The sequence below is a fragment of the Streptomyces mauvecolor genome, from assembly GCF_039532965.1.
In the GTDB taxonomy this organism is placed as follows: Bacteria; Actinomycetota; Actinomycetes; order Streptomycetales; family Streptomycetaceae; genus Streptomyces; species Streptomyces violascens.
On the sequence record NZ_BAAASQ010000011.1, the window covers coordinates 73,119 to 99,092 of the forward strand.

Below are 25,974 nucleotides of genomic sequence, written 5' to 3' on the forward strand. Positions count from 1 at the left end.
TGCCCCTTCGTTCGTCTTACGGGCCCGGACTACCACTGCTCGCGCGTGGCCTTGATCGAGTTCTGATGCTCGAACTCCTCGCGCTCCTCCTCCACGCTGTAAACGGCGAGCGTCTCTAGCCGAAAGGCGCTCCGCTCGAAGGTCACGAATAGTCGGCCGAACTCCTCACTGCTGAGCACGGAAGTACTCCTCCAGCACCGCGGCCGGGACCACGACGGCGGTCTCACGCTCGGGCAGGTCGAGCTGCGCCAGCCGCTCGGGGTCAGTGATGACGTAGCCCTGCACTCCATATTCCTTGGCGTCCTTGGTACCCCAAAGCGTCGGGCACGTTCCGTTCCTGCACTCCCGGGCACCGGACAGCTTTCGTAGCATCCTCGCCCCCACATGTCGGCGCACGCCTGTCGGGTTGGATGCTCCCGAGGCGCTGATGGATGGGTCAAGAGGGTGATCTTTCCAAAACAGGAAGGGCGTTGGGCTCATATCCCAGTGTCTGTCAGGATTCGGTAATCCCCTGAGGTCCTAGTGATGCGCCTATACGCGGAGGCGCTACCGCGCTTTCCTGGAACGCGTTCGATTTGCCCGGCATCAATTAGGCGCAGGAAGATCGTCTTTACCTTGTTCTCTGATCCGATCCCGGTAAGGGCTCTGACTGTCCTGTTATTGATTTCCGAGTGGGTCTCCAGGTACTGCATGATGATTTCCTCTGGCGACCCGAGGCGATCGTGGCGAATGTTTACGCGAACAGAATTCTCTCGCTCCTCGATCACCGGATCTTTCAGTTTTAGCTTTTTCATCGCTGCGAACGCTGTCGCCAGACCTTCGCCGACATCCTTGTTCGGAGGGTCGGGGAATTTGTTGATTAGTCTAACGATTGCGCCATTTCGCGAGAAGCGTTCCTTGAGAATGTTGGCTGTCGTCATGTGAGCCGGCAGCCTGCCCGGGCTCTCAACCTCAACGCGGTTGTCGAAAATTCGCACATGTACATCGTCTGCTGTTCCGTAGTCTCGGTGAATGACAGCATTTGTGATGATCTCGTGCAGTGTCTCGAACGGGTACGTGATCGGGGTAAGACCCTCGGGGCCGAGTATTTTGACGCCTTCGATGAGCTCGGAGGTCTTCGCTACGGCCTGTTTGATCTGATCGTACAGTGATCCTTCGATCGTGAGTGGATCGAACGCGAGGTTCTCGCGAGACCCCTCAGGGTCTGTGGTCTTATAGCGATAGACCTTGATCGCACACCGCTTTGGCAGAACTGCCTGCGGTTCGTCGGAGTAAAGGAGGACTCCAGCAACTGTTGGCTTATCGGCGACAATCATCATCTGCTTTCGCAGCCAAACCTCGGGTTCACCTGTGGGTACGCTACTCAGCATGAAGTCAATGATTGTCAGTGAATTTGAGATAAGATCGATCGATGCTGTGACGGTCTCGGACTCGAAGGAGGTTATTCCTTTGTTGCGCCGAAGTCGCTCCATCCCGTCCGGGCCGATTGGAATGCTCTGACTACCGCGCCGAATGTATGCCTTACGGTCGCTGGCGTGCTTGATGTCCTTCGTTTTTTGAATGATTACATGAAGGACGAGGCCGAGTTCTCCATCGCATGAAAGGAATTCGTAGAGGAATCCGCCACCTAAGGGGAATAATTCATCGAAAACCTGTAGATGGCCGTTTGCTGCCTCCATGTTGGCGAAACCGCGCCACTTGTGGTTCTTTCCGTCGGGGCCTTCGTCGATTCCGACGTAAAGCTCCCCGCCGTCGGCGTTCGCGAAGGCTGCGATGGCCTTTGTGAGTTTCGCGGGTGCAATCTCGATGGCCTTCAGGTCAGTGAAGTGACCTTCTTCGAGCTGAAGAACTTTGAAGACCTGGCTCTTCGGAATCGAGACCTTGTGGATCACTCCGGCTTCCGCCCCCTCGCTTGCCCGATCGATCTCTTCGGATGGTAGCCAGACTTCTGGCTCTCGTCCTGGAGTTTGGGCAAGCGCGCGGGGCGGGCCGGCAAGCTGATGCGTGGGGGCTGCGGCGTAGCCGGGATGTGTGCCTGCCCTTACTCGTCCGAAGACGGCGCCTCGGCGATGCCGATCGGGCAGGCCACGCCCGTCCCTCCGATGCCGCAGTAGCCGTTAATGTTGCGGTCCAGGTACTGCTGGTGGTACGGCTCCGCGGCGTAGAACGGACGCCCTTGTGCCGGCAGCAGCTCCGTCGTGATCGTGCCGTGGCCCGAAGCCGTCAGGACCTTCTGGTAGGCCTCGCGGGACGCCTGGGCCGTGGCCTCCTGGGCGGGGGTGTGGGTGTAGATCGCCGAGCGGTACTGGGTGCCCACGTCGTTGCCCTGGCGGAAGCCCTGCGTCGGGTCGTGGTTCTCCCAGAACACCTTCAGGAGCTGCTCGTAGGAGACGACGGCGGGGTCGTACACCACCCGGACCGCCTCCGTGTGGCCCGTCAGGCCCGAACAGACCTCCTCGTACGCCGGGTTCACCGTGCTTCCGCCCTGGTAGCCCGCCAGCGTCGTCCACACGCCCGGGGTCTGCCAGAACTTGCGCTCGGCGCCCCAGAAGCAGCCCATCCCGAAGTCCGCGATCCCGAATCCCTCGGGGTACGGGCCCGCCAGCGGGTTGCCGAGGACCGTGTGCCGGGACGGCAGGGTGAATTCGGGCTCCGGGCGTCCCTTGAGGGCCTGCTCGGGGGTGGGCAGCTCGGGCGTACGGCGGCCGAAGATCATCGGGGGCTCCTCGGAAGAGAGTGGATGCCTTAGGGGAACGTACGGCCGGGCCGAGAGATTCCGGGCGCCCCCCCCCATGACCCGCTACGGCCGCCGCAGCGTCGCCGGGCTCCCGCCGTTCGCCTCGTAGCCCGCCACCGCCAGGGCCCGGCACAGGGTGTAGTCCGCCGCCGGGTCCTCGGAGACCGTCCAGGGGAGGGCGCCCACATAGCCGTCCAGGGCCACGAACTGGTCCATCGACTCCGCCCAGCGTTCGGCGCGTACCAGGAAGAAGACCAGGAGGTGGCGGACCTGTGGCAGGACCGGGTCGTCGGGGCGGGCCTGGTGGACGGCGTGCAGGGCGCCCTCCATGGCACGGCTCACCACCGCCGTGCGGTAGAAGTCGCTGACCAGGACGACGTCCGGCACGTGCTCGTACACAGAGAAGAGGGGGAGCGCGGAAAGCAGGGAGCCGCGCGGGGCCCGGGCCGCGGCCGACGTCGCGAACTCGTCGGCCTGCGCGCGCGAGCCGTGCCACTTCTCGCAGTGGTAGTGCAGGGCCGCGAGGTGCGCACCCATGTGGTGCGGGGCGCGGTCCATGACCTTGGCCCACAGCTGGTCGAACTCCGGCCGGGGATAGGCCAGTCCACGCGCCACCGCGAGTTCGGTGATGTACGGGACCGGGTCGCCCGGCGCGAGCAGCGCGGCCTCCGAGCAGACCGTGTGCGCCTCCTCCAGGATGATGCGGAAGTCGTCCTGGCCGACGGAGGAGGACCGCCAGGCCTGCTGGACCAGGAACTCCGCGTGCACCTGCGCGGCCCCCGCGTCCTTCGGCGCCTCGGAGCGCCACTTGCGCAGCCAGGCCCCGCCGATGCCCGGGCGCTGGGCGAGCTCCAGGGAGGCCGCGCCCGCGAAGGCCTGGACGCGCTGCCAGCGCCGCTCGCCCTCCTTCGGGGTCTCGGCGAGGAGGCGGGCGGCCGGCTTCCAGTCCTGGGTCTGCTGCACCACGGCGAGCACGTCGAGGAGATCCTGGTCGGGCCCGGGCATGCGCACGTCGAGCTCCTCCTGGAGCGCGAAGCCGTACGCCGCCGGGTCGGCGGCATCGGGCGCACCGGGCCGCGACAGCTGGATGCCGCCCCCGCCGCGGCGGAACACGAACCGGCCGATGATCGCGACGAGCATGCACAGCGCGAGCAGGGTCCACAGAATCTCCATGTCTTCCAGCGAACCAGACCGCGGCCCGATATGACGAACCGGTGGGCACGCGCCCCGAAGAGGCGCGGGACAGTGGCACCGTGCGGCTCCGCCGCGTGGGCACGACCGGCCGGCGGATGAAGCACTCCACTCCCCGCCGATCCCCGCGGAGCGCTTAGGCTCTGAGCCATGAGCCACGAGCACCTCGACAAGAGCTTCGAGACCATCGCGATCCATGCCGGGAACACCGCGGATCCGCTGACCGGCGCGGTCGTACCCCCGATCTACCAGGTCTCCACCTACAAGCAGGACGGCGTCGGCGGCCTGCGCGGCGGTTACGAGTACAGCCGCAGCGCGAACCCGACGCGGACCGCCCTCGAAGAGAACCTGGCGGCGCTCGAAGGCGGCCGCCGCGGCCTCGCCTTCGCGTCCGGTCTCGCCGCCGAGGACTGCCTGCTGCGTACGCTGCTCGCCCCCGGCGACCACGTCGTGATCCCGAACGACGCCTACGGCGGCACGTTCCGCCTGTTCGCGAAGGTCGTCTCGCGCTGGGGCGTGGAGTGGTCGGTCGCCGACACCTCCGACCCCGCCTCGGTGCGGGCGGCCGTCACCGACCGTACGAAGGTCATCTGGGTGGAGACGCCCTCCAACCCGCTGCTCGGCATCACGGACATCGCGGCCGTGGCGCAGGTGGCGGCGGACGCGGGCGCCCGGCTCGTCGTCGACAACACCTTCGCGAGCCCCTACCTCCAGCAGCCCCTGTCGCTCGGCGCGGACATCGTCGTGCACTCGCTGACCAAGTACATGGGCGGCCACTCCGACGTCGTGGGCGGCGCGCTGATCACCAACTCGGCCGAGATCGGCGAGGAGTTGGCGTACCACCAGAACGCGATGGGCGCGGTCGCCGGGCCCTTCGACTCGTGGCTGGTGCTGCGCGGCATCAAGACGCTGCCCGTCCGCATGGACCGGCACAGCGAGAACGCGGGCAAGGTCGCCGAGATGCTGACCCGGCACGCCAAGGTCACCCAGGTCCTGTACCCGGGGCTGCCCGGGCACCCGGGCCACGACGTCGCGGCCAAGCAGATGCGGGCCTTCGGCGGCATGGTCTCGTTCCGCGTCGAGGGCGGCGAGGAGGCGGCGGTCGAGGTCTGCAACCGTACGAAGCTGTTCACGCTCGGCGAGTCCCTCGGCGGTGTCGAGTCGCTGATCGAGCACCCGGGCCGCATGACGCACGCCAGCGTCGCGGGCTCCGCCCTGGAGGTCCCGGCGGACCTGGTGCGGGTCTCGGTGGGCATCGAGAACGCGGACGACCTCCTCGCCGACCTGCAGCAGGCGCTGGGCTAGAGCCCTTCCACGGGTGGCGTCACCGTCGAAGGGGGCGCCACCCACGGCTGGGCGATCGAGGCCCAGACCAGGAAGAGGACGACCGCCACCGCGAGCAGCAGCCACAGAGTGCGGCGGACGAGCCGTCGCCGGTGCAGCATGCGCAGGCCCAACTCCGTTGCCCGGACGGCCAGTTCGGCCGGTACGGCCGGGTGCGGGCCGCCCTCCAGGAGGCGGCGGACCTCGGCGGTCTTGCGGTCCGGCGTTCTCATCGCACGGCCTCCTCGCAGCCGCTCATGTGGCCACCCCGGGGGCCGAGGCGGCGGGCGCGGGCGGCGTCGGCGGGGTGCTGCGCATCGTGGCGATCGCCCGGGTGCAGATCGCCCGGACCCGGTCCGCCGGGAGCCCGACAAGGGCCGCCGTCTGCTCCTCGGCGACCCCTTCGTACAGGCGCAGCACCAGGATGAGCCGCTCCTGCGGGGTCAGCCGCGCGAGCAGCCCCACGTCGGCGTGCGGCCGGGGCAGACCGGGTATCGCCGGCCGGTGGTGGCGCCAGGCGCCGCGCGCGAACCGGGCGGCGAGCTCCTGACGGGTGCGGTCGTACGGGTCCTCACCGCGCAGCCGGTCCCAGCGGGCGTACGTTTCGGCCAGCGCTGCGGTCAGCAGACGCCGGGCGCGCGGGTTGTCGTCCGGGAGCTCGGCGGTGAGCAGGGTGGCGGCGTGCAGCAACCGGCCGCCCGCGCCCGCCACGTACGACTCGAACTCCCGGGTGCGGCGGCGGTGTTGGCTGAAGTACCGCTCGCGCATGAGCCTCATATGAGGGCAGGCGCGAGCCCCCGGTCAAGAGGTCGGCGCGGACGGCTCCTGAGCGGCCGACTGGCGGGCCGAGAGCGCGGAGTTGAAGCGCGTGAGCAGCGTGCAGAACGACTCCCGCTCGTGCTCCGTCCACCCGTCGGTGACCTGCGCCATCAGCTCGCGCCGCGAGGAGCGCACCTCTTCGAGGCGGGACTGGCCGCGCGGGGACAGCTGGAGCACGACCGCCCGGCCGTCCTCCGGGTGCGAGGTGCGCTTGACCAGGCCGGTGTCGACGAGCGGCGCGACCTGGCGGGTCACGGTCGACGAGTCGATCCCCATGCCCGCGGCGAGCGCCTTGACGCCCATCGGGCCTTCCAGGTCGAGCCGGTTGAGCAGCAGATACGCGGCCCGGTCCATCGAGTTGCGGACCTGGCCGACGCCGCCGAGCCTGGTCTGCTCAGCGCGGCGGGCGAACACGGCCACCTGGTGCTGGAGGGCATCGAGGAGGCCGGGGTCAAGCGGGGGAGTCATGTCCTGAACTGGGGGCATGGCCGGGGCTCTCTCGTGCGGGTGTCGGTGTGGTGGGGGACAGAGTACGCGGCCTGACCGGTATACGTACCGGCGGTGCGCAAACCTGTGGACAACTGCCGCCCGGATCGAAATCCGGGCGGCCGGAAAGCGCCGTGAGCTGCAAGACTTGCCGTCATGAGCTTCAGTACGTCTGGCCCCTTGCACCACCTCATCCTCGATGACATCCGCGGCGCGCAGAAGATGCTCTCGGGAGTGGCCCGCACCACCGCGATGGAGGGCTCCCGCCATCTGTCGTCGCTGGTCGGAGCGCCGGTCCACCTCAAGTGCGAGAACCTCCAGCGCACCGGTTCCTTCAAGCTGCGCGGTGCGTACGTGCGGATCGCCGGGCTGCGTCCGGAGGAGCGGGCCGCCGGGGTGGTCGCCGCGAGCGCGGGCAACCACGCCCAGGGCGTGGCCCTCGCCTCGTCGCTGCTCGGCGTGCACTCCACGGTGTTCATGCCGATGGGCGCCCCGCTCCCGAAGGTCGCCGCGACCCGGCACTACGGCGCCGAGGTCATCCTGCACGGCACGGTCGTCGACGAGACACTGGCCGCCGCCCAGGCGTACGCGGCCGAGACCGGCGCGGTGTTCATCCACCCCTTCGACCACCAGGACATCATCGCCGGGCAGGGCACCGTGGGCCTGGAGATCCTGGAGCAGTGCCCCGAGGTCCGCACCATCGTCGTCGGCATCGGCGGCGGCGGGCTCGCGGCGGGCATCGCGGTCGCGGTGAAGGCACTGCGGCCCGACGTGAAGATCGTCGGCGTGCAGGCGGCGGCCGCCGCGGCCTACCCGCCCTCGCTGGCCGTCGGGCACCCCGTCGCCATCGACACCGCGCCCACGATGGCCGACGGGATCAAGGTGGGACGACCCGGCGACATACCGTTCGCGCTGGTCAGCGAGCTGGTGGACGAGGTGCGTACGGTCACTGAGGACGAGCTCTCCAGCGCGCTGCTGCTCTGCCTGGAGCGGGCGAAGCTGGTCGTGGAGCCGGCCGGGGCGAGCCCGGTGGCCGCGCTGCTCAGTGACCCCCAGGCGTTCCGCGGGCCGGTCGTGGCGGTGCTTTCCGGCGGCAATGTGGACCCGCTCCTGATGCAGCGGATCCTGCGGCACGGCATGTCGGCGGCGGGCCGCTATCTGTCGCTGCGCCTTCGCCTCACCGACCGGCCCGGGGCGCTGGCCTCGCTTCTCGGGGAATTGTCAGTGCTGGATGCCAATGTGTTGGACGTGAGCCACGTACGGACCGACCCCCGGCTCGGACTCACGGAGGTGGAGGTCGAGTTGCACCTGGAGACGAAGGGCCCGGAGCACTGCAAGGAGGTGGCGTCGGCGCTGCGGGAGGCGGGCTACACGGTCATGGGCTGAGCCGGGATCCGCGTGCGCGAGAAGGGGACGGGAAGGTCGCGCAGGACGGCTGACAGTACGCGATGTATCGCGTTATGGTGTGTGTGGCTCGACAAGGCTTCACCGGGCGTCCCATGCCCGGAAAATCTAGGATTTGTCCAGAAAGTCACAGCCAACACTGGGGGTACCCACATGCCAGGCGCCATCTATGCCGAAGGCCTGGTGAAGACTTTCGGCGACGTAACGGCTCTGGACGGCGTGGACCTCGATGTCCCGGAAGGGACGGTCCTCGGCCTGCTCGGCCCCAACGGCGCCGGCAAGACCACCACCGTGCGCGTCCTGACCACCCTGCTCCAGCCCGACCGCGGCACAGCGGTCGTCGCGGGCATCGACGTCCTCAAGCATCCCAACGAAGTCCGCCGCTCCATCGGCCTGTCCGGCCAGTTCGCGGCCGTCGACGAATACCTCACCGGCCGCGAGAACCTTCACATGGTGGGTCAGCTCTACCAGTTGAACGGCAAGGCCGCGAAGGCGCGGGCGGGCGAACTGCTCGACCGCTTCAACCTCGCCGACGCCGCCGACCGCCCGGCCAAGACGTACTCCGGCGGCATGCGCCGCCGCCTCGACCTCGCGGCCGCCCTCGTGGTCTCGCCGCCCGTCATGTTCATGGACGAGCCGACCACCGGCCTCGACCCGCGCAACCGGCAGCAACTCTGGGAAGTCATTCAGGAGTTGGTCGCCGGCGGTACCACCCTGCTGCTCACCACCCAGTACCTCGAAGAGGCCGACCGCCTCGCCCACGACATCTGCGTCGTCGACCACGGCAAGGTCATCGCCCGCGGCAGCTCCGACCAGCTCAAAGCCCGCACCGGCGGCGAGCGCGTCGAGGTCGTCGTCCACCAGGGCGACCAGATAGCCCCGGCCCGCGATGTGCTCGCGGGCTTCGGCAAGGGCGAGGTCGCCATCGAGGAGCACACCCGCCGGCTCACCGTCCCGGTCACCGGCGGCGCGAAGCTGCTCGCCGAGGTCATCCGCGAACTCGACACCAGGGGCGTGGAGATCGACGACATCGGCCTGCGCCGCCCCACCCTCGACGACGTCTTCATCTCCCTGACCGGCCACGCGGCGGAGGCTCCGCCGGAAGAGGGCGGAGAGGACGCGGACGTCACGCCCAAGCCCCGCAAGGAGGCCGCGAAGTGAGCGCCATCACCGACACCATGCCCGCACCGCGGGCGCGCGGCGGCATCGGCGGGTCCGTACGGGATTCGCTGGTCGTTGCAAAACGGAACTTGATCCGCATGACCCGGATACCGGAGATGGTGATCTTCGGCCTCATCCAGCCGATAATGTTCGTGGTGCTGTTCAGCTACGTCTTCGGCGGCTCGGTCAACATCGGCGGCACCACGGACGCCGGCGCCTATCGCGAGTTCCTGATGGCCGGCATCTTCGCGCAGACGGTCACCTTCGCGACCGCCGGAGCGGGCGCGGGCATCGCCGACGACATGCACAAGGGCCTCATCGACCGCTTCCGCTCGCTGCCCATGGCGCGCGGCGCGGTCCTGACCGGTCGCACGCTCGCCGACCTCGTGCAGACCACCCTGACCGTCGTCGTCCTCGCGATCGTGGCCCTCCTGGTGGGCTGGCGCATCCACAACGGCCTGCCCAAGATGGTCGGCGCCTTCGCCCTGCTGCTCCTTCTCGGGTACGCGTTCTCCTGGATCGGCGCCCTGATCGGCCTCTCCGTGCGTACCCCCGAGGCGGCCACCTCGGGCGGGCTGATCTGGCTGTTCCCGGTCACCTTCGTGTCCAACGCGTTCGTGAACACCTCGGGCATGACGGCCTGGCTGCGCCACATCGCCGAATGGAACCCGTTCAGCGCGACCGTCCAGGCCTGCCGCACGCTGTTCGGCAACCCGGGCGTGGTCCACTCCGGCGCCTGGCCGATGCAGCACCCGGTCTGGGCCTCGTTGCTCTGGTCGGTCCTGATCATCGTGGTCTTCCGCACGCTGGCGGTCCGCAAGTACCGCTCGGCCACGGCATAGCACGACGAAGCCCCCGGCCGCTCCAAAGCGGCCGGGGGCTTCGCGCTGCGTGCGGGCGTCAGCCGTTGAACGGCTTCGCCGCGAGGATCTTCACCGAGGCCTTCTTGCCGTTGGGCAGCTCGTACTCCGCGTCCTCGCCGACCTTCTTGCCGTTCACGCCCGAGCCGAGCGGCGACTGCGGCGAGTACGTCTCGAAGTCGTCCGAGGCGTATTCGCGGGAGGCCATCAGGAACTGCAGGGTGTCGTCCTCGTCGCCGTCGAAGGCGATCGTGACGAGCATGCCGGGGGCCACCACGCCGTCCGCGGCGGGGGCCTCGCCGACCTTGGCGTGCTCCAGGAGCTGGGTCAGCTGGCGCACCCGGAGCTCCATCTTGCCCTGCTCCTCCTTGGCCGCGTGGTACCCGCCGTTCTCCCGGAGGTCACCCTCCTCACGGGCCGCCGCGATCTTTACGGCGATCTCCGTGCGCGCGGGACCAGACAGGTACTCCAGCTCGGCCTTGAGCTGGTTGTACGCCTCCTGGGTCAGCCAGGTGACGTTGTCGCTGGTCTGGGTCACAGGTGCTCCTCGTCGGTACTGGGAATACAAAGCATCGCCCTACCCACAAGCATGTGCCTTGATGGGTGGGCGAAACCACGAGCCTAACAATTCAGGCGCCGTAGGGGGAGGACATAAACCGCTAGAACTTCATCAACGCAGGTCAGAGCCGGTGCGTCGTCAACTTTGATCAATAACTTGAGCAGTACGGGGCCGAGCCGGGCCCGGTCGGGCTCAGTCGGACTGGCAGCCGACCAGGTCGGCGGCCGTCGCCCGCGAGGTCGTGGTGATCGTGACCACCTTGTCGACCTGCTCGGCCGGCTCGTCGAACCGGAAGTCCGCCCGGCCCACGTCGTCGCCGCTGGTCTGCTGGGCGCGCAGGGTGCAGGTTCCCTTGGCGTCCTTGTCCTTGCGGACCTCCAGGTGCACCTCGACCGAGGTGTCCGAGACGACCTTGAACTTGATCACCTGCGCGGAGAGCGACTGCCCGCCCACGTAGTCGTAACCGATCCAGCCGATCACGCCGAGCACCACGATTCCGAGCACGGCGCCGATGATCTTCAGCTTGCGGTCCGCGCGCTCGTCCGCCGAGCGCCCGTAGCGCCCCTGGGGAAGCTGCTCGCGAACAGCGGCCATGATCGTCCTCCTGCTGGTGGGGGTCGCCGGAATTTTCCGCCCCCCGATTCGGTCACTATAGAAGCCGCCCGTTGCGCCGATCACAGAGGGCGCCGAATTCACTTACTGAGTCACCGAGGATCGAGTCTTGACTGAGCAGCTGCGACTGATGGCCGTCCACGCCCACCCCGACGACGAGTCGAGCAAGGGTGCGGCCACCATGGCGAAGTATGTGTCCGAGGGGGTGGACGTGCTGGTCGTGACCTGCACGGGAGGCGAGCGCGGCTCCATCCTCAACCCCAAGCTCCAGGGCGACAAGTACATCGAGGAGCACATCCACGAGGTCCGCAAGAGAGAGATGGACGAGGCGCGCGAGATCCTCGGCGTGAGCCAGGAGTGGCTCGGCTTCGTCGACTCGGGGCTCCCCGAGGGCGACCCGCTGCCGCCGCTGCCCGAGGGCTGCTTCGCCCTGGAGGACGTCGACGTCGCGGCCGGCCGCCTCGTGCGCTCCATCCGTGACTTCCGTCCGCAGGTCATCACGACCTACGACGAGAACGGCGGATACCCGCACCCCGACCACATCATGACCCACAAGATCACGATGGTGGCCTTCGAGGGCGCGGCCGATACCGAGAAGTACCCCGAGGCCGAGTTCGGCCCGGCCTTCCAGCCGCAGAAGCTCTACTACAACCAGGGCTTCAACAAGCCGCGCACGGTCGCCCTGCACGAGGCGCTGCTCGCCCGCGGCATGGAGTCCCCGTACGGCGAGTGGCTGGAGCGCTGGAAGGAGCTCGACCGCGCCGAGCGCACGCTGACCACGCACGTTCCGTGCGCGGAGTTCTTCGAGATCCGGGACAAGGCGCTGATCGCGCACGCCACCCAGATCGACCCGGACGGCGGCTGGTTCCGCGTGCCGCTCGACCTCCAGAAGGACGTCTGGCCGACCGAGGAGTACGAGCTCGCGAAGTCGCTCGTGGACACTTCCCTCCCCGAGGACGACCTCTTCGCGGGCGTACGCGACAATGCCTGATATGAGCGCAAGCCTCGCAATGACGCACATGGTCCCGCTGGCCGCGGAGATCAACAACGACAAGGTGACGCCGGGTGTCCTCGGCTTCATCGTCTTCGCAGCCCTCGCGCTTGGCGTGTGGATGCTGATGAAGTCGATGAACCGCCACATGGGCAAGGTGGACTTCGAGGAGGCCCCGGACCCGTCCGCGACCACCCCGGCCGCCGCCCCGGGCAAGGGCGCACCGAAGAACGCCTGACCCTCCGGGTCCGCGAAGCGCCCCCGCCGCGCCCGTTCCGGGACGCGGCGGCGGGCGTCGTTCAGCCGTGGCCGAGGCCGTCAGCGCCCGGCCGTCACCGGCACCCCCATGACCTCCCGGGCATGCCGGTCCGGGACCATGCCCAGGTGCCAGGCCTGCCAGCCCGCCTCCAGGGAGATGCCGCGCTCCAGCATGAGCGCGAAGGCCTCCGCGCAGTCCTCCAGCTTGCTGTCGCGGGAGTCGTGCCTGGCGCGCAGGAGCTGGGCCACCTCCTCCTGGGCGACCGCCGTGCCGACGTCCACACCGCCGGCGCCCGCGTACGGCAGCAGCGTGCAGCGCAGGAAGCGGGACCAGTCGCCGCCCCGCCGGTCGTCGTACGAGGCGAACAGCGCGGTCGCCTCGTCGCACAGCGCGAGCGCCGGGCCGGGGCGGTTGTTGCCCGCGTCGATCATCGCGAGCTCCAGACACGTCCAGGCCTCGCCGTGCGCCACCCCGATGCGGTGGAAGTCGGCGCGCGCGTCGACCAGGAGCTGGCGGGCGAAGCCGGAGTTGCGCAGGTTGCCGGTCTGGGCGGCGCGCTGGTCGCGGGTGACCCGGCCCGAGTGGTGGCGGGCGCAGGCCAGCCCGTACACGTCCCGCATCCGCGAGAACATGGTGCGGGCCCGCTCCAGCTCGCGCACCGCCTGGTCGCGGTCGCCGCGCTCCTCCAGGGCCTGGCCCAGGTAGTACAGCGTCCAGGCCTCGCCGCGCGCGTCCTCCTGCTCGCGGTGGCGGGAGAGGGCCTGGCGGAGCTGGTCGACCGCGGCGGACGCGTCGCCGTCGACGAGCCGGGCGCGGGCCAGCTGGGTCATCGCCCAGGCCTCGCCGCGGCCGTCGCGGGTGCGGCCGTACAGGTCGAGCGCGGTACGCAACTCCTCTTCCGCGCGCGGGACTTCACCCATCCGCAGATACAGCTGGCCGAGCTGGAAGTGTGTCCAGGCCTCGCCGTGCAGCGACTCGTTCTCGCGGTGCAGGGCGAGCGCGGTGGCGAGCAGTGTCCGCGCGCCGGACAGGTTGGAGCGGTCGCGCTCGACCGCCGCGAGCGCGTGCAGCGACCAGGCGCGGTCGCCGGAGAGATCCTCGCCGGCCTGGAGGTCGATGGCCTCGCGCAGGCGGGCCGCCGCCTCGGCCAGGTTGCCCTGGTGGTGCAGGGTGATGCCGAGCGAGCACAGGGCGAGCGCCTGGCCCGCCTCGTGCTGGGCCTCGCGGTAGAGGTTGACCACGGACGACAGCGTCGTACGCGCCGTGTCGAGCTCGCCGAGCTGGCGGGCCGCGATGCCGGTGCGCCACTGCACGGAACGGACGAGCAGGCCCTGGTCGACTGCCTGGGTCAGCTCGCTGATCTCGCCGAGGCGGTAGAGGTCGCCGCGCAGCAGGCAGTAGTCGCACAGCGCGCCGAGCAGGCTGAGCACGGCCTCCTGGTCGACGCCCTCGGCCTGGCGCAGGGCGGCCGTGATGAAGCTCGACTCGTCGTCCAGCCAGCGCAGCGCCGCGTCCAGGGAGGCGAAGCCGTGGCCGCCGAACTGGCCGGCCCGCGTCGACATCTTGCCGTCGACCATGCGGCCCACGGCGTCGGCGAGCTCCGCGTAGTTGCGGATGAGGCGTTCCTGCGCGGCCACCCGCTCGGCCTGTTCCTCCTCGTCGGCGAGGCGGGCCTCGGCGAAGGAGCGTACGACGTCGTGCAGCCGGTAGCGGCTGCCGCGCACGTGGTCGATGAGCCCGGCCGTGGCAAGGGCGGTGAGCTGGCGCTGGGCCTCCTGCTCGTCGGCCGCGAGCAGCGACGCGGCGGCCGCCGCCCCGAGCGAGGCCCGGCCCGCGAGCGCCAGGCGGCGCAGGAGGCGGCGGGCCGGCTCGGACTGGTCGGTGTAGCGCAGCCACAGGGCCCGCTCGGCGGGCGCCACCGGGCCGTACGCCGCGAGGTCGGCGGCGAGCGCCCGCGCCGAACGCGGGCCGAGCGAGGACCCGGCGATGCGCAGCGCCAGCGGGAGCCCGCCGCACAACTGCCGTACCAGCTCGGCCGATTCGGCGTCGTAGGGGCTGGGCTCCTTCTCCTCGGCACACTCGCGCAGGAGCTCCTCGGCGCCCGCCGCGTCCAGCGGCTCGACGGCCAGCTGGTGCACCCACGCCGGGAAGTCGGCGGGCAGGTCGAGCGGCCTGGACGAGGTGACGAGCACCAGGCCCTCGGAGCGCTGCGGCACCAGGGTGCACACCTGGTCGGCGTCGTCGGTGTCGTCCAGTACGACGGTGACCGCGAGGCCCGTCAGGTGCTGGTGGTAGAGCTCGGCGAGGCGGCGCACCTGCTGTTCGGGGGACGACCTCTCGCGGAACAGGAGCTGTTCGCGGGGCGCGCCGAGCCGGTTGAGCAGGTGGAGGAGCGCGTCCCGGGTCGGCAGCGGGCTCTCGCCCGACAGGCCGCCGCCGCGCATGTCGACCAGGCACGCGCCGCGGAACTGGTCGCGAAGACCGTGCGCCGCCCGCACCGCGAGGGTGCTGCGGCCCGAGCCCGGCGCGCCGTGCAGGACGACGACCACCGGGCGGGTCTCGGTGGAGGCGCGGGCCGCCTGCACCCACTGGCCGATCCGCGCGAGCTCGGCCCGGCGGCCAGCGAACGGGCCCTGCGGATCGGGCAGATGGCCGAACGACTGCTCAAGGACCGACCGGCGGCGGGCCGCCGCGCTCTTGTCCGTACCGCGCAACTGCGTCGGCACCTTCTTCTGCGGCGGCTTGGGGCTCACCGCGCGCTGCTGGTCCAGGAACGGCCGGATGCCCCGCACCTCAAGGGCCGTCAGCCACTGGAGCCGCAGCTGCTCCAGGCCGCCCGGCTGGCCGAGCGCCCCGGCCCGCCGGTGTGCGGCCGGCACGTGCGAGGCCGTCACCCTGGCGACCGTCCCCGCGGCCCCGGCCACCGCCACGGCCGCCCCGGTGGCCATCGCGCCACCCGCGCCGACCCCGAGCGCGATGTCGACGACCACGGCGGCGACGGCCCCGACGCCCGTGGCCAGTAAGCCGGTTGACCCGCCGTCACGCTTGAACCGGTCGCCGAAGGACAGCTGCCCGGCCGCCGCCTCGTCCAGGGCGTGGGTGTAGGCCGCGTACTCCTCCGCGGCGCTCTGGGCCAGCGCGTCGAGCGCGCCCCGGCCCCGGGAGAGCAAAGCGCTCCCGTCGGACCGCCCGCCGGAGCGCCGTACCTCTTCCTCCACGGCGCGTACCAACAGCCGCTCGGCCTCGGCCCGATGGCTGTCCCGCATGTGCGTCCCCCTCCGAGAGCCCGTCGCCCGCCTACCTGTCCAAGTGTCCAGCGTGACGCGCGTCGGCGCGAGGGAGTCGGCGGATCATCTCCCGTGTGGGGGAGTATGGGGTCATGCCGAACCGCCTCGCCCATGAGACGTCCCCGTACCTCCTGCAGCACGCCGACAATCCGGTCGACTGGTGGCCCTGGTCGCCCGAGGCCTTCGAGGAGGCCCGCGAACGCGGGGTTCCGGTGCTGCTCAGCGTCGGGTACAGCAGCTGCCACTGGTGTCATGTCCTCGCGCACGAATCGTTCGAGGACGAGGTCACGGCGGCCTTCATGAACGAGCACTTCGTGAACGTGAAGGTGGACCGCGAGGAGCGGCCCGACGTCGACGCCGTCTACATGGAGGCGGTGCAGGCGGCGACCGGGCAGGGCGGCTGGCCCATGTCCGTGTTCATGACCCCGGACGGCGAGCCGTTCTACTTCGGTACGTACTTCCCGCCCGAGCCCCGGCACGGCATGCCGTCCTTCCGGCAGGTCCTCGAAGGAGTCCAGGGCGCGTGGGCCAACCGGCGCGAGGAGGTCGCCGAGGTCGCCGAGAAGATCACCCGCGATCTGGCGGCCCGCGAACTGGACCACGGTACGGGCGGGCTGCCCGGCGAGGAGGAGCTCAACCAGGCGCTGCTCGGGATCGTCCGCGAGTACGACCCGGCGAGCGGCTGGCTCGGCAGCGGCGACACCAAGTTCCCGCCGGGCATGGTGATCGAGTTCCTGCTGCGCCACCACGTCCGGACCGGGTCCGAGGGTGCCCTGGAGATGGCCGAGGGCATGTGCGAGGCCATGGCCCGCTCCAGCCTGTACGACCAGCTCGGCGGCGGCTTCCACCGCTACGTACTGCGCCCGCGCCCGGGGGCCGCCCTGGTGCCGCACTTCGAGAAGATGCTGTACGACAACGCCCTGCTGTGCCGGGTGTACGCCCACCTGTGGCGGGTCACCGGCTCGGACCTGGCCCGGCGGGTCGCCCTGGAGACCGCCGACTTCATGGTGCGCGAGCTGCGCACCAACGAGGGCGGCTACGCCTCCGCGCTGGACGCCGACAGCGACGACGGTGCCGGACACCATGTGGAGGGCGCGTTCTATGTGTGGACGCCCGCGCAGCTCGCGGAGGTCCTGGGCGAGCGGGACGGCGAGGCGGCGGCCCGGCACTTCGGGGTGACGGAGGAGGGCACGTTCGAGGAGGGCGCGTCCGTCCTCCAACTGCCGCCGGACGGCGGACCGTTGGACGCATCCTTGTACGAGCGGTTGCTGGCCGCCCGTGAGCTGCGGGAGCGTCCGGGCCGTGACGACAAGCTGGTCGCCGCCTGGAACGGCCTGGCGATCGCGGCGCTCGCCGAGGTGGGCGCGCTGTTCGACCGCCCGGACCTGGTGGAGCGCGCGACGGAGGCGGCGGACGTTCTCGTACGGGTCCACATGGACGACCACGCCCGGCTCGCCCGGACCTCCAAGGACGGTCAAGTGGGCGCGAACAGCGGGGTGTTGGAAGACTACGCGGATGTCGCCGAGGGCTTCCTCGCGCTGGCCGGGGTGACGGGGGAGGGGGTCTGGCTGGAGTTCGCGGGGTTCCTGCTCGACATCGTCCTGGACCAGTTCGTCGGCGAGGAGGGTGTGCTGTACGACACCGCGCACGACGCGGAGAAGCTGATCCGGCGTCCCCAGGACCCGACGGACAACGCGACGCCGTCGGGGTGGACGGCCGCGGCTTCGGCGCTGTTGTCGTACGCGGCGCACACGGGGTCCTCGGCGCACCGGGAGGCGGCGGAGGGGGCGTTGGGGGTGGTCCGGGCGCTCGGGCCGCGGGCGCCGCGCTTCATCGGGTGGGGGCTGGCCGCGGCCTCCGCCGCGCTGGACGGGCCCCGGGAGGTCGCGGTGGTGGGTGCGCCCACCGACCCGCGGACGGGGGCGCTGCACCGGACCGCGCTGCTGGCTTCCGCGCCGGGGGCGGTGGTGGCGGTGGGGATGCCGGGGGGTGCGGAGTTCCCGCTCCTGGCGGACCGGCCTCTGGTGGACGGCGCTCCGGCCGCGTATGTGTGCCGGCGATTCACTTGCGAGGCGCCGGTGACGTCGGCGGATGCGCTGGCGGAGGCCCTGGGTTAGTCCCCGACCCTGCCCCCTTCCCGCTGTGGCACTCTGCGGCTCCGCCGCGTGGCCTCAGGGGGTCGAAGGCCCCCGCGTGCCCAGGGTCAAGCCCTCGCTCAGCGTGGTCATCGTTCGGGCGATCAGGTCCAGGAGGTCGTCCTCGTGGTTGTGTTCCGCCCAGTACACCGTCGTCTCGTGGAGCGCCCCGAGCACCGCCATGGCGAAGACCCGGACCTCCAGGTCCACCCGTTCCCGCCCCGTCCGCTCCGCAAGGGCATCGCACAGCGACCGGCCGGCATCGGCCACCGATTCCATCATGCGGGCCCTCAGCGCCGGGACCTCCGCGATCAGGCGGGTGCGCTGCAGGGTCTCCTCGCGGTCGTGCAGCAGAGAGAGCCGGATCGCCTCGGTGATGATGTGCCGCAGCGATTCCAGCGGGGGCTCCCCGGCGGGCCTGGCCCGCAGCTCCCTCAGCATGATCGGGTCGAACTCGTCGGTGAGGACGATGTCTTCCTTGGTGGGGAAGTAGCGGAACACCGTCGAGGGGGAGACCTCCGCCGCGTCCGCGATCTGCTCGACCGTGGTCGCCTCGTACCCCTGCTCCGCGATCAGCCGGAACGTGGCCCGGCGGATCGCGGTGCGGGTCTTGATCTTCTTGCGTTCGCGCAGGCTCAGCTGCGGCTGGAGGCTCGCCGCAACCGAGTCGACCGGGGCGGCCGGGGCGACCCGGCCGGGGGAAGCGGCGGCGGCTGAGGTGCGGGAGGTGGCGGCCATGCTCGTCATTGTCCTGCATCGCGCGCGGCCGTGACGGTGGGCGCGGCGCCGGTGAAGGGTGCGGGGATGTGGCCTTCGGGGGCCGGAGTCCGGGTTATCCGTGCTGGTAGGCGACGAGCGAGATGCCCACGTAGTGCACGACGAACGCGGCCAGGGTCAGCGAGTGGAACACCTCGTGGAAGCCGAAGAAGCGGGGCGACGGGTTGGGGCGCTTGATGCCGTAGATGATGCCGCCCGCGCTGTAGAGCAGCCCGCCGACGATGACCAGGACGAGCACCGCAATGCCGCCGGCCCGCATGAAGTCGGGCAGGAAGAACACGGCCGCCCAGCCCATCGCCAGATAGCAGGGGGTGTAGAGCCAGCGCGGCGCGCCGATCCAGAACACCCGGAACGCGATGCCGGCCGCCGCGGCCGCCCACACCGCCCACAGCAGGACGCGGCCGGTCGAGCCCGGCAGCAGGAGAAGGGTGAGCGGGGTGTAGGTGCCCGCGATGATGAGGAAGATGTTGGCGTGGTCGAGGCGGCGCAGGATCGCCTCCCCGCGCGGGCCCCAGTTGCCCCGGTGGTAGAGACCGCTGACCCCGAACAGGAGGCAGGCGGTCAGGACGTAGATCCCGCAGGCGATCCGCGCCTTGGTGGAGTCCGCGAGCGCGGTGAGCACCAGGCCCGAGATCAGTACGGCCGGGAACATCCCGGCGTGCAGCCAGCCGCGCATCTTTGGCTTCACCTGTTGTGTCACCGGGTCGATCGCGGGGGCCATCACCTGATCAGTCATGTTCCGCATGCTACCTACGGCCCCGTAGGTTACGGATAGGTACGGCCCGTCACCGAGCGTCCCTCGGCTGTCGGGTAAGTGAACGGCAAATGGCAGTTAAGAAGGCGGTAAGTGGTGATGCTCACGTGAGAGGCCCCCTGGACATATGGGCGAACGACGCGGAAGATCAGATGAGTGCGGTCGGCACCGGATGAGCGCCAAGAGGATCCACGGGGTCAAGCATCCGGGTCGCAGCCCCCACGGGGCGGCAATGAAGTAGTACGTCAACCCCTCCAAAGACCCTCACAAGGAGCGATCGTGGCGCGCGATATCGCGGCTCCCCTCTCTGTCCCCACCAAGCACCAGGAACTGATCTCGTGGGTCAACGAGATCGCGGAACTGACCCAGCCGGACAGTGTGGTCTGGTGCGACGGATCCGAGGCGGAGTACGAGCGCCTGTGCGGGGAGCTCGTTGCCAAGGGCACGTTCAAGAAGCTCGACGAGGCCAAGCGCCCCAACTCCTACTACGCCGCCTCCGACCCCCGAGACGTCGCCCGGGTCGAGGACCGTACCTTCATCTGCTCCGAGGACGAGAAGGACGCCGGGCCGACCAATCACTGGAAGGCCCCGGCCGAGATGAAGGCCATCTTCGCCGGTGAGAAGGGCATCTTCCGCGGGTCGATGCGCGGGCGCACGATGTACGTCGTCCCCTTCTGCATGGGTCCCGTCGGCTCGCCGCTGTCCGCGATCGGCGTCGAGATCACCGACTCCGCCTACGTCGCCGTGTCGATGCGCACCATGACCCGCATGGGACAGCGCGTCCTGGACGAGCTCGGCACCGACGGCTTCTTCGTGAAGGCCGTCCACACCCTCGGCGCCCCGCTGGCCGAGGGCGAGGCCGACGTGCCGTGGCCGTGCAACACCACCAAGTACATCTCGCACTTCCCCGAGACGCGCGAGATCTGGTCGTACGGTTCGGGCTACGGCGGCAACGCCCTGCTCGGCAAGAAGTGCTACGCGCTGCGCATCGCCTCCGTCATGGCGCGCGACGAGGGCTGGCTCGCCGAGCACATGCTCGTCCTCAAGCTGACCCCGCCGAGCGGCGAGCCCAAGTACGTCACCGCGGCCTTCCCGAGCGCCTGCGGCAAGACGAACCTCGCCATGCTGGAGCCGACGATCCCCGGCTGGAAGGTCGAGACGATCGGCGACGACATCGCCTGGATGCGCTTCGGCGAGGACGGCCGGCTGTACGCGATCAACCCCGAGGCCGGCTTCTTCGGCGTCGCGCCCGGCACCGGCGAGCACACCAACGCCAACGCCATGAAGACGATGTGGGGCAACTCCGTCTTCACCAACGTCGCGCTCACCGACGACGGCGACGTGTGGTGGGAGGGCATGACCGAGACGGCGCCCGCGCACCTCACGGACTGGAAGGGCAACGACTGGACGCCCGCGTCCGACACCCCGGCCGCCCACCCCAACGCCCGCTTCACCGTGCCGGCCGGCCAGTGCCCGATCATCGCGCCCGAGTGGGAGGACCCCAAGGGCGTGCCGATCTCGGCGATCCTGTTCGGCGGCCGCCGCGCCTCCGCGGTGCCGCTGGTCACCGAGTCCTTCGACTGGAACCACGGCGTCTTCCTCGGCGCGAACGTGGCCTCCGAGAAGACGGCCGCCGCCGAGGGCAAGGTCGGCGAGCTGCGCCGCGACCCGTTCGCGATGCTGCCGTTCTGCGGCTACAACATGGGCGACTACATGGCCCACTGGGTCAAGGTCGGCGCCACCGCCGATGCCGCCAAGCTGCCGAAGATCTACTACGTGAACTGGTTCCGCAAGAACGACGCGGGCAAGTTCGTGTGGCCCGGCTTCGGCGAGAACAGCCGCGTCCTGAAGTGGATCGTGGAGCGCCTCGAAGGCAAGGCCGAGGGCGTCGAGACCCCGATCGGCATCCTGCCGACGAAGGAGTCCCTGGACACCGACGGCCTGGACCTGCCCGACGCCGACCTCGACTTCCTGCTCAAGGTCGACACCGAGATCTGGCGCGAGGAGGCGGCGCTGGTGCCCGAGCACCTCAACACCTTCGGCGACCACACGCCCAAGGAGCTGTGGGACGAGTACCGCGCCCTGGTGTCCCGCCTCGGCTGACCGCCCCGAAAACCCCCTCCGGTCACGGCCGCCTGTCCTGGCCCGGCCGGAGGTGTTCGCGGCGGGTCGGTTCGACATCCGCCCTGACCTGTGGGGTCACTCGTGACCCGCCGCGTATGAAGGCCGACCCCCGGAGTTCCCTCACGGCTCCGGGGGTCGGCCTTTTTCTCGTACGCAGCCTCAACCGCCTTGTGCGGCTCGGCAGTTGGAGATGTGTGGCACCCGGTCCGCAGACCTCCGCGGCTCGCGGACCGGGGCCGAACGGGGGCCGCTCAGGAGGCGGCGGTGAGGGCGCGGGCCGCCGCGTGGGCGTCCATGCGCCCGGCCGCCAGGATCGCGGCGGCGGTGTCGGCGCGCGAGGCGGCGACGACAAGGGCGCGGCCCGCGAGCGCGTGGGCGCGCGTGTGCAGGGCGTCCGCGTCGGCACCGCTGAGCCCCGCGTGGCGGACCGGCGGCAGACCGCCGCGCAGCCGGGCGATCTGCCGCGCGATGGCGTCCCCGGCCTCGGTGAGCCCGAGTTCGTCGGTGACGGCGAGCAGGGCGGAGAGATGTCCGGCGAGCTGGATGTCCAGCTCGTCCTCGCGGGAGCGGTGCGGGATGGGGGCGTCGTCGGTGGCCATCGTGCTGTGGACCGACTTGGTGCGGATCGGTTCGTACATGGGAATGGCCTCCTGAACGTTTCAGGAAGCCATCCTAGCTTAGATTCTGTCTAAAGTTGAGTCGGGCCCAGCCGAAGGCCGGGTCCAGGGGTTACACCTGGCTGTAGCCCTCCAGGAACTTGCCGATCCGCGTCACCGCGTCCGCCAGGTCCTTCGCGGACGGCAGTGTCACGATGCGGAAGTGGTCGGGCTCGTGCCAGTTGAACCCGGTCCCGTGCACGACCATGATCTTCTCGGCCCGCAGCAGGTCGAGCACCATCTGCCGGTCGTCCTTGATCTTGTAGACCTTCGGGTCGAGACGCGGGAAGAGGTAGAGCGCGCCCTTCGGCTTCACACACGTGACGCCGGGGATCTGCGTGAGCAGCTCGTACGCCGTGTCCCGCTGCTCCAGGAGCCGCCCGCCCGGCAGCACCAGCTGCTCGATCGACTGGCGGCCGCCGAGCGCGGTGGCCACCGCGTGCTGGGACGGCATGTTCGCGCACAGGCGCATGTTCGCGAGGATGGTCAGGCCCTCGATGTACGAGGACGCGTGGGCCTTCGGCCCGCACACCGCCAGCCAGCCGGAGCGGTAGCCGGCCACCCGGTAGTTCTTCGAGAGCCCGTTGAACGTGAGGACCATCAGGTCCGGGGCGATCACCGCGGTCGGGGTGTGGGTGGCGCCGTCGAACAGGATGCGGTCGTAGATCTCGTCCGAGCAGACGACCAGGTTGTGGCGGCGGGCGATCTCGGTGAGCCCGCGCAGCATCTCCTCGTCGTACACCGCACCCGTCGGATTGTTCGGGTTGATGATGACGATGGCCTTGGTCCGGTCGGTGACCTTGCGCTCGATGTCGGCGAGGTCCGGCATCCAGTCGGCCTGCTCGTCGCAGCGGTAGTGCACCGCGGTGCCGCCCGCGAGCGAGACCGAGGCGGTCCACAGCGGGTAGTCCGGCGAGGGGACGAGCACCTCGTCGCCGTCGTCGAGCAGTGCCTGCATCGACATCTGGATCAGCTCGGAGACGCCGTTGCCGAGGTACACGTCCTCGACGCCCAGCTCGATGCCCTTGGTCTGGTAGTGCTGCATCACCGCGCGGCGCGCGGACAGCAGGCCCTTCGCGTCGCCGTAGCCGTGCGCGCCCGCGAGATTGCGGAGGATGTCCTCCAGGATCTCGGGCGGGCACTCGAAGCCGAACGCCGCCGGGTTGCCGGTGTTCAGCTTGAGGATGCGGTGGCCCGCCGCTTCGAGGCGCATGGCCTCTTCGAGCACCGGGCCCCGGATCTCGTAACAGACATTGGCGAGCTTCGTCGACTGGATCACCTGCATGACGGCCACCTTACGGGCGCGTTTCGCGGTGTGCCTCGTGATTTGGGGCCGCCTGGGCGTGAGCCCGCCGGGGCGGGCTTTCATCGCAATGTGCGGGTTGGGTTCGGGCCGGGGGAAGCGGGGTTGTTCGGGGTGGGGGGCTTGGAATGCGGGTGCGGGGGGTGGGGGGTGAGATCTTCCCCACCCCGCCCCTTCCCGAGAGCCTCCGGCGGTTGGAGGGGCGGTGAAGGTCGGTTTCCCGGGGCTGCGCCCCGAACCCCCTGCGGGGACTTCGTCCCCTGCGCCCCTTCCGGGGGGGCTCCGCCCCCAGACCCCGTATCGCGCCTTAAGGGCGCTCGTCCTCAATCGCTGGACGGGCTAGGAGTGGGCTGCCGTCCGCGTCCGTCAGGCACGCAAAGCGCTGCCAGCCCCGGTAGCCAGCCCAGACCCAGCCCCCACACCGCCCCGAACACCGCCCCCGTCGTCGCGTACAGCAGCCAGCCCACCGGCCCCGCGTCCACCATGCGGGCCGCGACCAGGCCGCGCCACGCCCCCGACGCAGCCCCGGCCGCGATCAGAGCGGTCCAGCCGGCCAGGAGGCGGCGGAGGCGGCGAGCCTCGGGGTGCCGGCGCAGGTGGCGGCGCGTGCGCAGAGCCGCCACCGTCACCAGGATCGCCGCCGCGAAGTCCTCGCAGAGGAGCTGTGCCCAGCCCGTGCTCCCCAGGGGGACCGCACGCAGCGAGGGCAGGGCGAACGGGGCGCCGAGTGCGCTCGGGACCAGGGTCGTTCCCTCGTGCGCGGTGAGCGAGGTCAGGACCGGGGCCAGGCCCAGGAGCAGGGCGAGCAGCAGGCAGACCCCGGCGACGGCGGCCACCGCCGGCTCGGTTCCGGGCAGCCGTATCGGCAGACGCGTGAGCTGACGCATGGGCGGACCCTAGGGCACGGAGGGAGCGAAGAGAAGATGCTGAACAAGGCTCAATTATCGCTGTGAACAGGGGTGTTGGGTGCAAGGCCGAGCGCTTAGAGTCCGGCCATGCGGCTACGGGCGATCAGGTGGACGGCGGCGGGCGCGGCACTGGCGGTGGCCGCCGCCCTCCTGGTGGTGGTCGGTCCCGCCGAAGCGGGTTCCGCGCACACCGCCACCGGGCACCGCTGGATCACCGACGACCAGGGCCGCGCCCTCGTCCTGACCGGCCTCAACACCGCGAGCAGCGCCAAGTCCCGGCCCGACGGCCTCCCCTGGATCAAGGAGGCCGACGTACAGCGCGAATCGGATGCGCTGGGCTCCGACTTCGTACGGTTTCTCATTCAGTGGCGCAACGTCGAGCCGAAGCCCGGGCAGTACGACGACGGCTATCTCGCGCAGGTCGCCGAGCGGGTGCGCTGGTACGGGGCGCGCGGCTACCGCGTGATGCTCGACCTGCACCAGGACGTGTACGGGCCGAAGGTGAAGGGCAATGGCGCGCCGGAGTGGGCGACCGAGAACGAGGGGCTGCCGGTCGCCGAGCAGGGCCAGTGGGAGCTCAAGTACATCGAGCCGGGCACAGTGCGGGCCTTCGACAACTTCTGGGGGACGCGCACCGCGAGCCGGGATCTGCGCGCGCATTACGCGGCTGCCTGGGCGCACGTCGCCGCACGGTTCGCCGACGACCCGGCCGTCCTCGGATATGACCTGATGAACGAGCCGTTCGGCGGCAGCGTGCAGGGCCCCGCCTTCGAGGCCGGCCCGCTAGCGGCCCTCTACCGCCAGGCCATCGCCGCCGTCCGCGAGGTCGACCACGACTCCTGGATCTTCGTCGAACCCGAGGCCGTCAGCACCAACTGGGGCCTGCCGAGCGCACTTCCGTATCTGAAGGACCCGCGCGGCGACGGGCAGGACGCCCGCATCGCGTACGCACCGCACCTCTACCCCCTCCCCATGGACCTCGGCGGCGGCTACACGGGGGACGCCGAGAAGTGGGTGGACCGCACGCTCACCTCCTGGCGCGAACAGGCCGAGAAGACCGCCGAGCGGCTCGGCGCCCCCGTCCTGATCGGCGAGTACGGCCTCGACACCACCCTGCCCGGCGCCCTGCGCTACGTGGCCAAGGTGCGGGCCATGGCCGACGGCATGGGCGCGGGCACGGCGTACTGGTCCAACGACCCCGGATCCTGGGCCCCTTGGGACCAGAACCTGAAGCCCACCGCGCTGCTCCCGGTCCTGGACCGCCCGGAACCGAGGGCGATCGCGGGTGACCCCGTCGCGTACGCGTGGGACGAGCCGAGCCGCACGCTGTCGGTGAGCTGGCGGCCGGCGGAGGGGGTGCGCGGCGACACGGAGGTGTATCTGCCCGCCCGGTTCTACCCCAGGGGCGGTGTGGTGGCGGGGGACGGGTCGGCAGGGGCGTGGGACGCCAACTCCCGTACGCTGCACCTCACTTCGGGGAGTGGCGGCACGGTATCGGTGCGGATCACCCCGAGGGCGTGAGGGTGTCGCGGGGCGGATTGAGCCACGTACGGCAGGACGGTGTTGTGCCGCGGGCCGGGGTGTTCCTAGCGTCCCGTACGTCCATCCCGGCGCGCATCAGGAGGCAG

Annotated in this window: 24 protein-coding genes; 9 read left to right on the top strand and 15 right to left on the bottom strand. The window is 70.3% G+C overall.

What is annotated here, in order from left to right; translation table 11 throughout:
• Nucleotides 1-29 precede the first annotated feature (29 nt).
• The 4 genes from ABD346_RS16560 to ABD346_RS16575 all read right to left on the bottom strand — a co-directional run bounded on the left by ABD346_RS16560 (nt 30) and on the right by ABD346_RS16575 (nt 3,910).
• A complete protein-coding gene (locus ABD346_RS16560; protein WP_344375535.1) occupies nt 30-179 on the bottom strand; it encodes a DUF6879 family protein in 150 nt (49 codons plus the stop codon).
• 297 nt (nt 180-476) lie between these two features.
• Entirely contained in the window at nt 477-1,892 is a 1,416-nt protein-coding gene (locus ABD346_RS16565) for an ATP-binding protein (RefSeq protein WP_344375536.1), read from the bottom strand.
• A 149-nt stretch (nt 1,893-2,041) separates the two neighbouring features.
• Entirely contained in the window at nt 2,042-2,716 is a 675-nt protein-coding gene (msrA, locus tag ABD346_RS16570) for a peptide-methionine (S)-S-oxide reductase MsrA (protein WP_344375538.1), read from the bottom strand.
• 84 nt (nt 2,717-2,800) lie between these two features.
• Complete coding sequence (locus tag ABD346_RS16575) at nt 2,801-3,910, bottom strand: hypothetical protein (protein ID WP_344375539.1); 1,110 nt, start codon at nt 3,908-3,910, stop codon at nt 2,801-2,803.
• A 168-nt stretch (nt 3,911-4,078) separates the two neighbouring features.
• Here ABD346_RS16575 and ABD346_RS16580 point away from each other — a divergent pair, with 168 nt between their 5' ends.
• A complete protein-coding gene (locus tag ABD346_RS16580) occupies nt 4,079-5,233 on the top strand; it encodes a cystathionine gamma-synthase (RefSeq protein WP_344375540.1) in 1,155 nt (384 codons plus the stop codon).
• On the opposite strand, the gene ABD346_RS16585 is transcribed toward ABD346_RS16580, so the two are convergent.
• Genes ABD346_RS16585 through ABD346_RS16595 form a run of 3 tightly spaced genes read right to left on the bottom strand, consistent with a single transcriptional unit; the run spans nt 5,230 to nt 6,556 of the window.
• Entirely contained in the window at nt 5,230-5,484 is a 255-nt protein-coding gene (locus tag ABD346_RS16585; protein ID WP_344375541.1) for a hypothetical protein, read from the bottom strand. The two genes, ABD346_RS16580 and ABD346_RS16585, sit on opposite strands and share 4 nt — an antisense overlap.
• A 22-nt stretch (nt 5,485-5,506) precedes the next feature.
• On the bottom strand, nt 5,507-6,019 hold the full coding sequence (locus ABD346_RS16590; protein WP_344375542.1) for a sigma factor-like helix-turn-helix DNA-binding protein: 513 nt from the start codon (nt 6,017-6,019) through the stop codon (nt 5,507-5,509).
• Nucleotides 6,020-6,052: 33 nt separating this feature from the next.
• Nucleotides 6,053-6,556 carry a MarR family winged helix-turn-helix transcriptional regulator gene (locus ABD346_RS16595; protein ID WP_189968650.1) on the bottom strand — a complete coding sequence of 168 codons (504 nt, stop codon included), beginning with the start codon at nt 6,554-6,556 and terminating at the stop codon, nt 6,053-6,055.
• A gap of 156 nt (nt 6,557-6,712) precedes the next feature.
• On the opposite strand from ABD346_RS16595, the gene ilvA reads away from it, so the two are divergent.
• From ilvA to ABD346_RS16610, 3 genes are all read left to right on the top strand, one after another.
• The gene (ilvA, locus tag ABD346_RS16600) at nt 6,713-7,942 is read left to right on the top strand and encodes a threonine ammonia-lyase (RefSeq protein WP_344375544.1); all 1,230 of its coding nucleotides are present in this window, start codon (nt 6,713-6,715) and stop codon (nt 7,940-7,942) included.
• 171 nt (nt 7,943-8,113) lie between these two features.
• On the top strand, nt 8,114-9,121 hold the full coding sequence (locus tag ABD346_RS16605; protein ID WP_344375545.1) for an ATP-binding cassette domain-containing protein: 1,008 nt from the start codon (nt 8,114-8,116) through the stop codon (nt 9,119-9,121).
• Nucleotides 9,122-9,138: 17 nt separating this feature from the next.
• Nucleotides 9,139-9,963, top strand: coding sequence for an ABC transporter permease (locus ABD346_RS16610; RefSeq protein ID WP_381225927.1), 825 nt, complete (start codon nt 9,139-9,141; stop codon nt 9,961-9,963).
• A 58-nt stretch (nt 9,964-10,021) separates the two neighbouring features.
• On the opposite strand, the gene greA is transcribed toward ABD346_RS16610, so the two are convergent.
• Nucleotides 10,022-10,519 (bottom strand): transcription elongation factor GreA, encoded by a 498-nt coding sequence (gene greA / locus ABD346_RS16615; protein WP_189968643.1) that lies wholly within the window; start codon nt 10,517-10,519, stop codon nt 10,022-10,024.
• 213 nt (nt 10,520-10,732) lie between these two features.
• On the bottom strand, nt 10,733-11,134 hold the full coding sequence (locus ABD346_RS16620; protein ID WP_344375548.1) for a DUF4307 domain-containing protein: 402 nt from the start codon (nt 11,132-11,134) through the stop codon (nt 10,733-10,735).
• A 127-nt stretch (nt 11,135-11,261) separates the two neighbouring features.
• On the opposite strand from ABD346_RS16620, the gene mca reads away from it, so the two are divergent.
• Together mca and ABD346_RS16630 are read left to right on the top strand one after the other, a co-directional pair.
• Nucleotides 11,262-12,143 (top strand): mycothiol conjugate amidase Mca, encoded by an 882-nt coding sequence (gene mca / locus ABD346_RS16625; RefSeq protein WP_344375550.1) that lies wholly within the window; start codon nt 11,262-11,264, stop codon nt 12,141-12,143.
• Nucleotides 12,136-12,381: a hypothetical protein gene (locus ABD346_RS16630; protein WP_344375551.1), complete on the top strand. Its 246-nt coding sequence runs from the start codon at nt 12,136-12,138 to the stop codon at nt 12,379-12,381. Before mca ends, ABD346_RS16630 begins: the two co-directional genes overlap by 8 nt.
• 80 nt (nt 12,382-12,461) lie before the next feature.
• On the opposite strand, the gene ABD346_RS16635 is transcribed toward ABD346_RS16630, so the two are convergent.
• Complete coding sequence (locus tag ABD346_RS16635; RefSeq protein ID WP_344375553.1) at nt 12,462-15,668, bottom strand: tetratricopeptide repeat protein; 3,207 nt, start codon at nt 15,666-15,668, stop codon at nt 12,462-12,464.
• 113 nt (nt 15,669-15,781) lie between these two features.
• Here ABD346_RS16635 and ABD346_RS16640 point away from each other — a divergent pair, with 113 nt between their 5' ends.
• Complete coding sequence (locus ABD346_RS16640) at nt 15,782-17,806, top strand: thioredoxin domain-containing protein (protein WP_344375556.1); 2,025 nt, start codon at nt 15,782-15,784, stop codon at nt 17,804-17,806.
• Nucleotides 17,807-17,860: 54 nt separating this feature from the next.
• Here the strand turns inward: ABD346_RS16640 and ABD346_RS16645 are convergent, their stop codons facing one another.
• Together ABD346_RS16645 and trhA are read right to left on the bottom strand one after the other, a co-directional pair.
• Nucleotides 17,861-18,562, bottom strand: a complete 702-nt coding sequence (locus ABD346_RS16645) for a TetR/AcrR family transcriptional regulator (protein ID WP_344375558.1) — start codon at nt 18,560-18,562, stop codon at nt 17,861-17,863.
• A 94-nt stretch (nt 18,563-18,656) separates the two neighbouring features.
• Complete coding sequence (gene trhA / locus ABD346_RS16650) at nt 18,657-19,346, bottom strand: PAQR family membrane homeostasis protein TrhA (protein ID WP_381225644.1); 690 nt, start codon at nt 19,344-19,346, stop codon at nt 18,657-18,659.
• Nucleotides 19,347-19,634: 288 nt separating this feature from the next.
• Here trhA and ABD346_RS16655 point away from each other — a divergent pair, with 288 nt between their 5' ends.
• Nucleotides 19,635-21,458 (top strand): phosphoenolpyruvate carboxykinase (GTP), encoded by a 1,824-nt coding sequence (locus ABD346_RS16655; protein WP_344375562.1) that lies wholly within the window; start codon nt 19,635-19,637, stop codon nt 21,456-21,458.
• A gap of 272 nt (nt 21,459-21,730) precedes the next feature.
• Here the strand turns inward: ABD346_RS16655 and ABD346_RS16660 are convergent, their stop codons facing one another.
• From ABD346_RS16660 to ABD346_RS16670, 3 genes are all read right to left on the bottom strand, one after another.
• Nucleotides 21,731-22,117 carry an SCO4983 family protein gene (locus ABD346_RS16660; protein ID WP_344375564.1) on the bottom strand — a complete coding sequence of 129 codons (387 nt, stop codon included), beginning with the start codon at nt 22,115-22,117 and terminating at the stop codon, nt 21,731-21,733.
• A gap of 91 nt (nt 22,118-22,208) precedes the next feature.
• Nucleotides 22,209-23,420, bottom strand: a complete 1,212-nt coding sequence (locus tag ABD346_RS16665) for a pyridoxal phosphate-dependent aminotransferase (protein ID WP_189968624.1) — start codon at nt 23,418-23,420, stop codon at nt 22,209-22,211.
• A gap of 341 nt (nt 23,421-23,761) precedes the next feature.
• Nucleotides 23,762-24,325 (bottom strand): hypothetical protein, encoded by a 564-nt coding sequence (locus ABD346_RS16670; protein ID WP_344375566.1) that lies wholly within the window; start codon nt 24,323-24,325, stop codon nt 23,762-23,764.
• A 108-nt stretch (nt 24,326-24,433) separates the two neighbouring features.
• Between ABD346_RS16670 and ABD346_RS16675 the strand changes: the two genes are divergently transcribed.
• Entirely contained in the window at nt 24,434-25,867 is a 1,434-nt protein-coding gene (locus ABD346_RS16675) for a cellulase family glycosylhydrolase (protein WP_344375568.1), read from the top strand.
• The last annotated feature ends 107 nt before the right edge of the window (nt 25,868-25,974 follow it).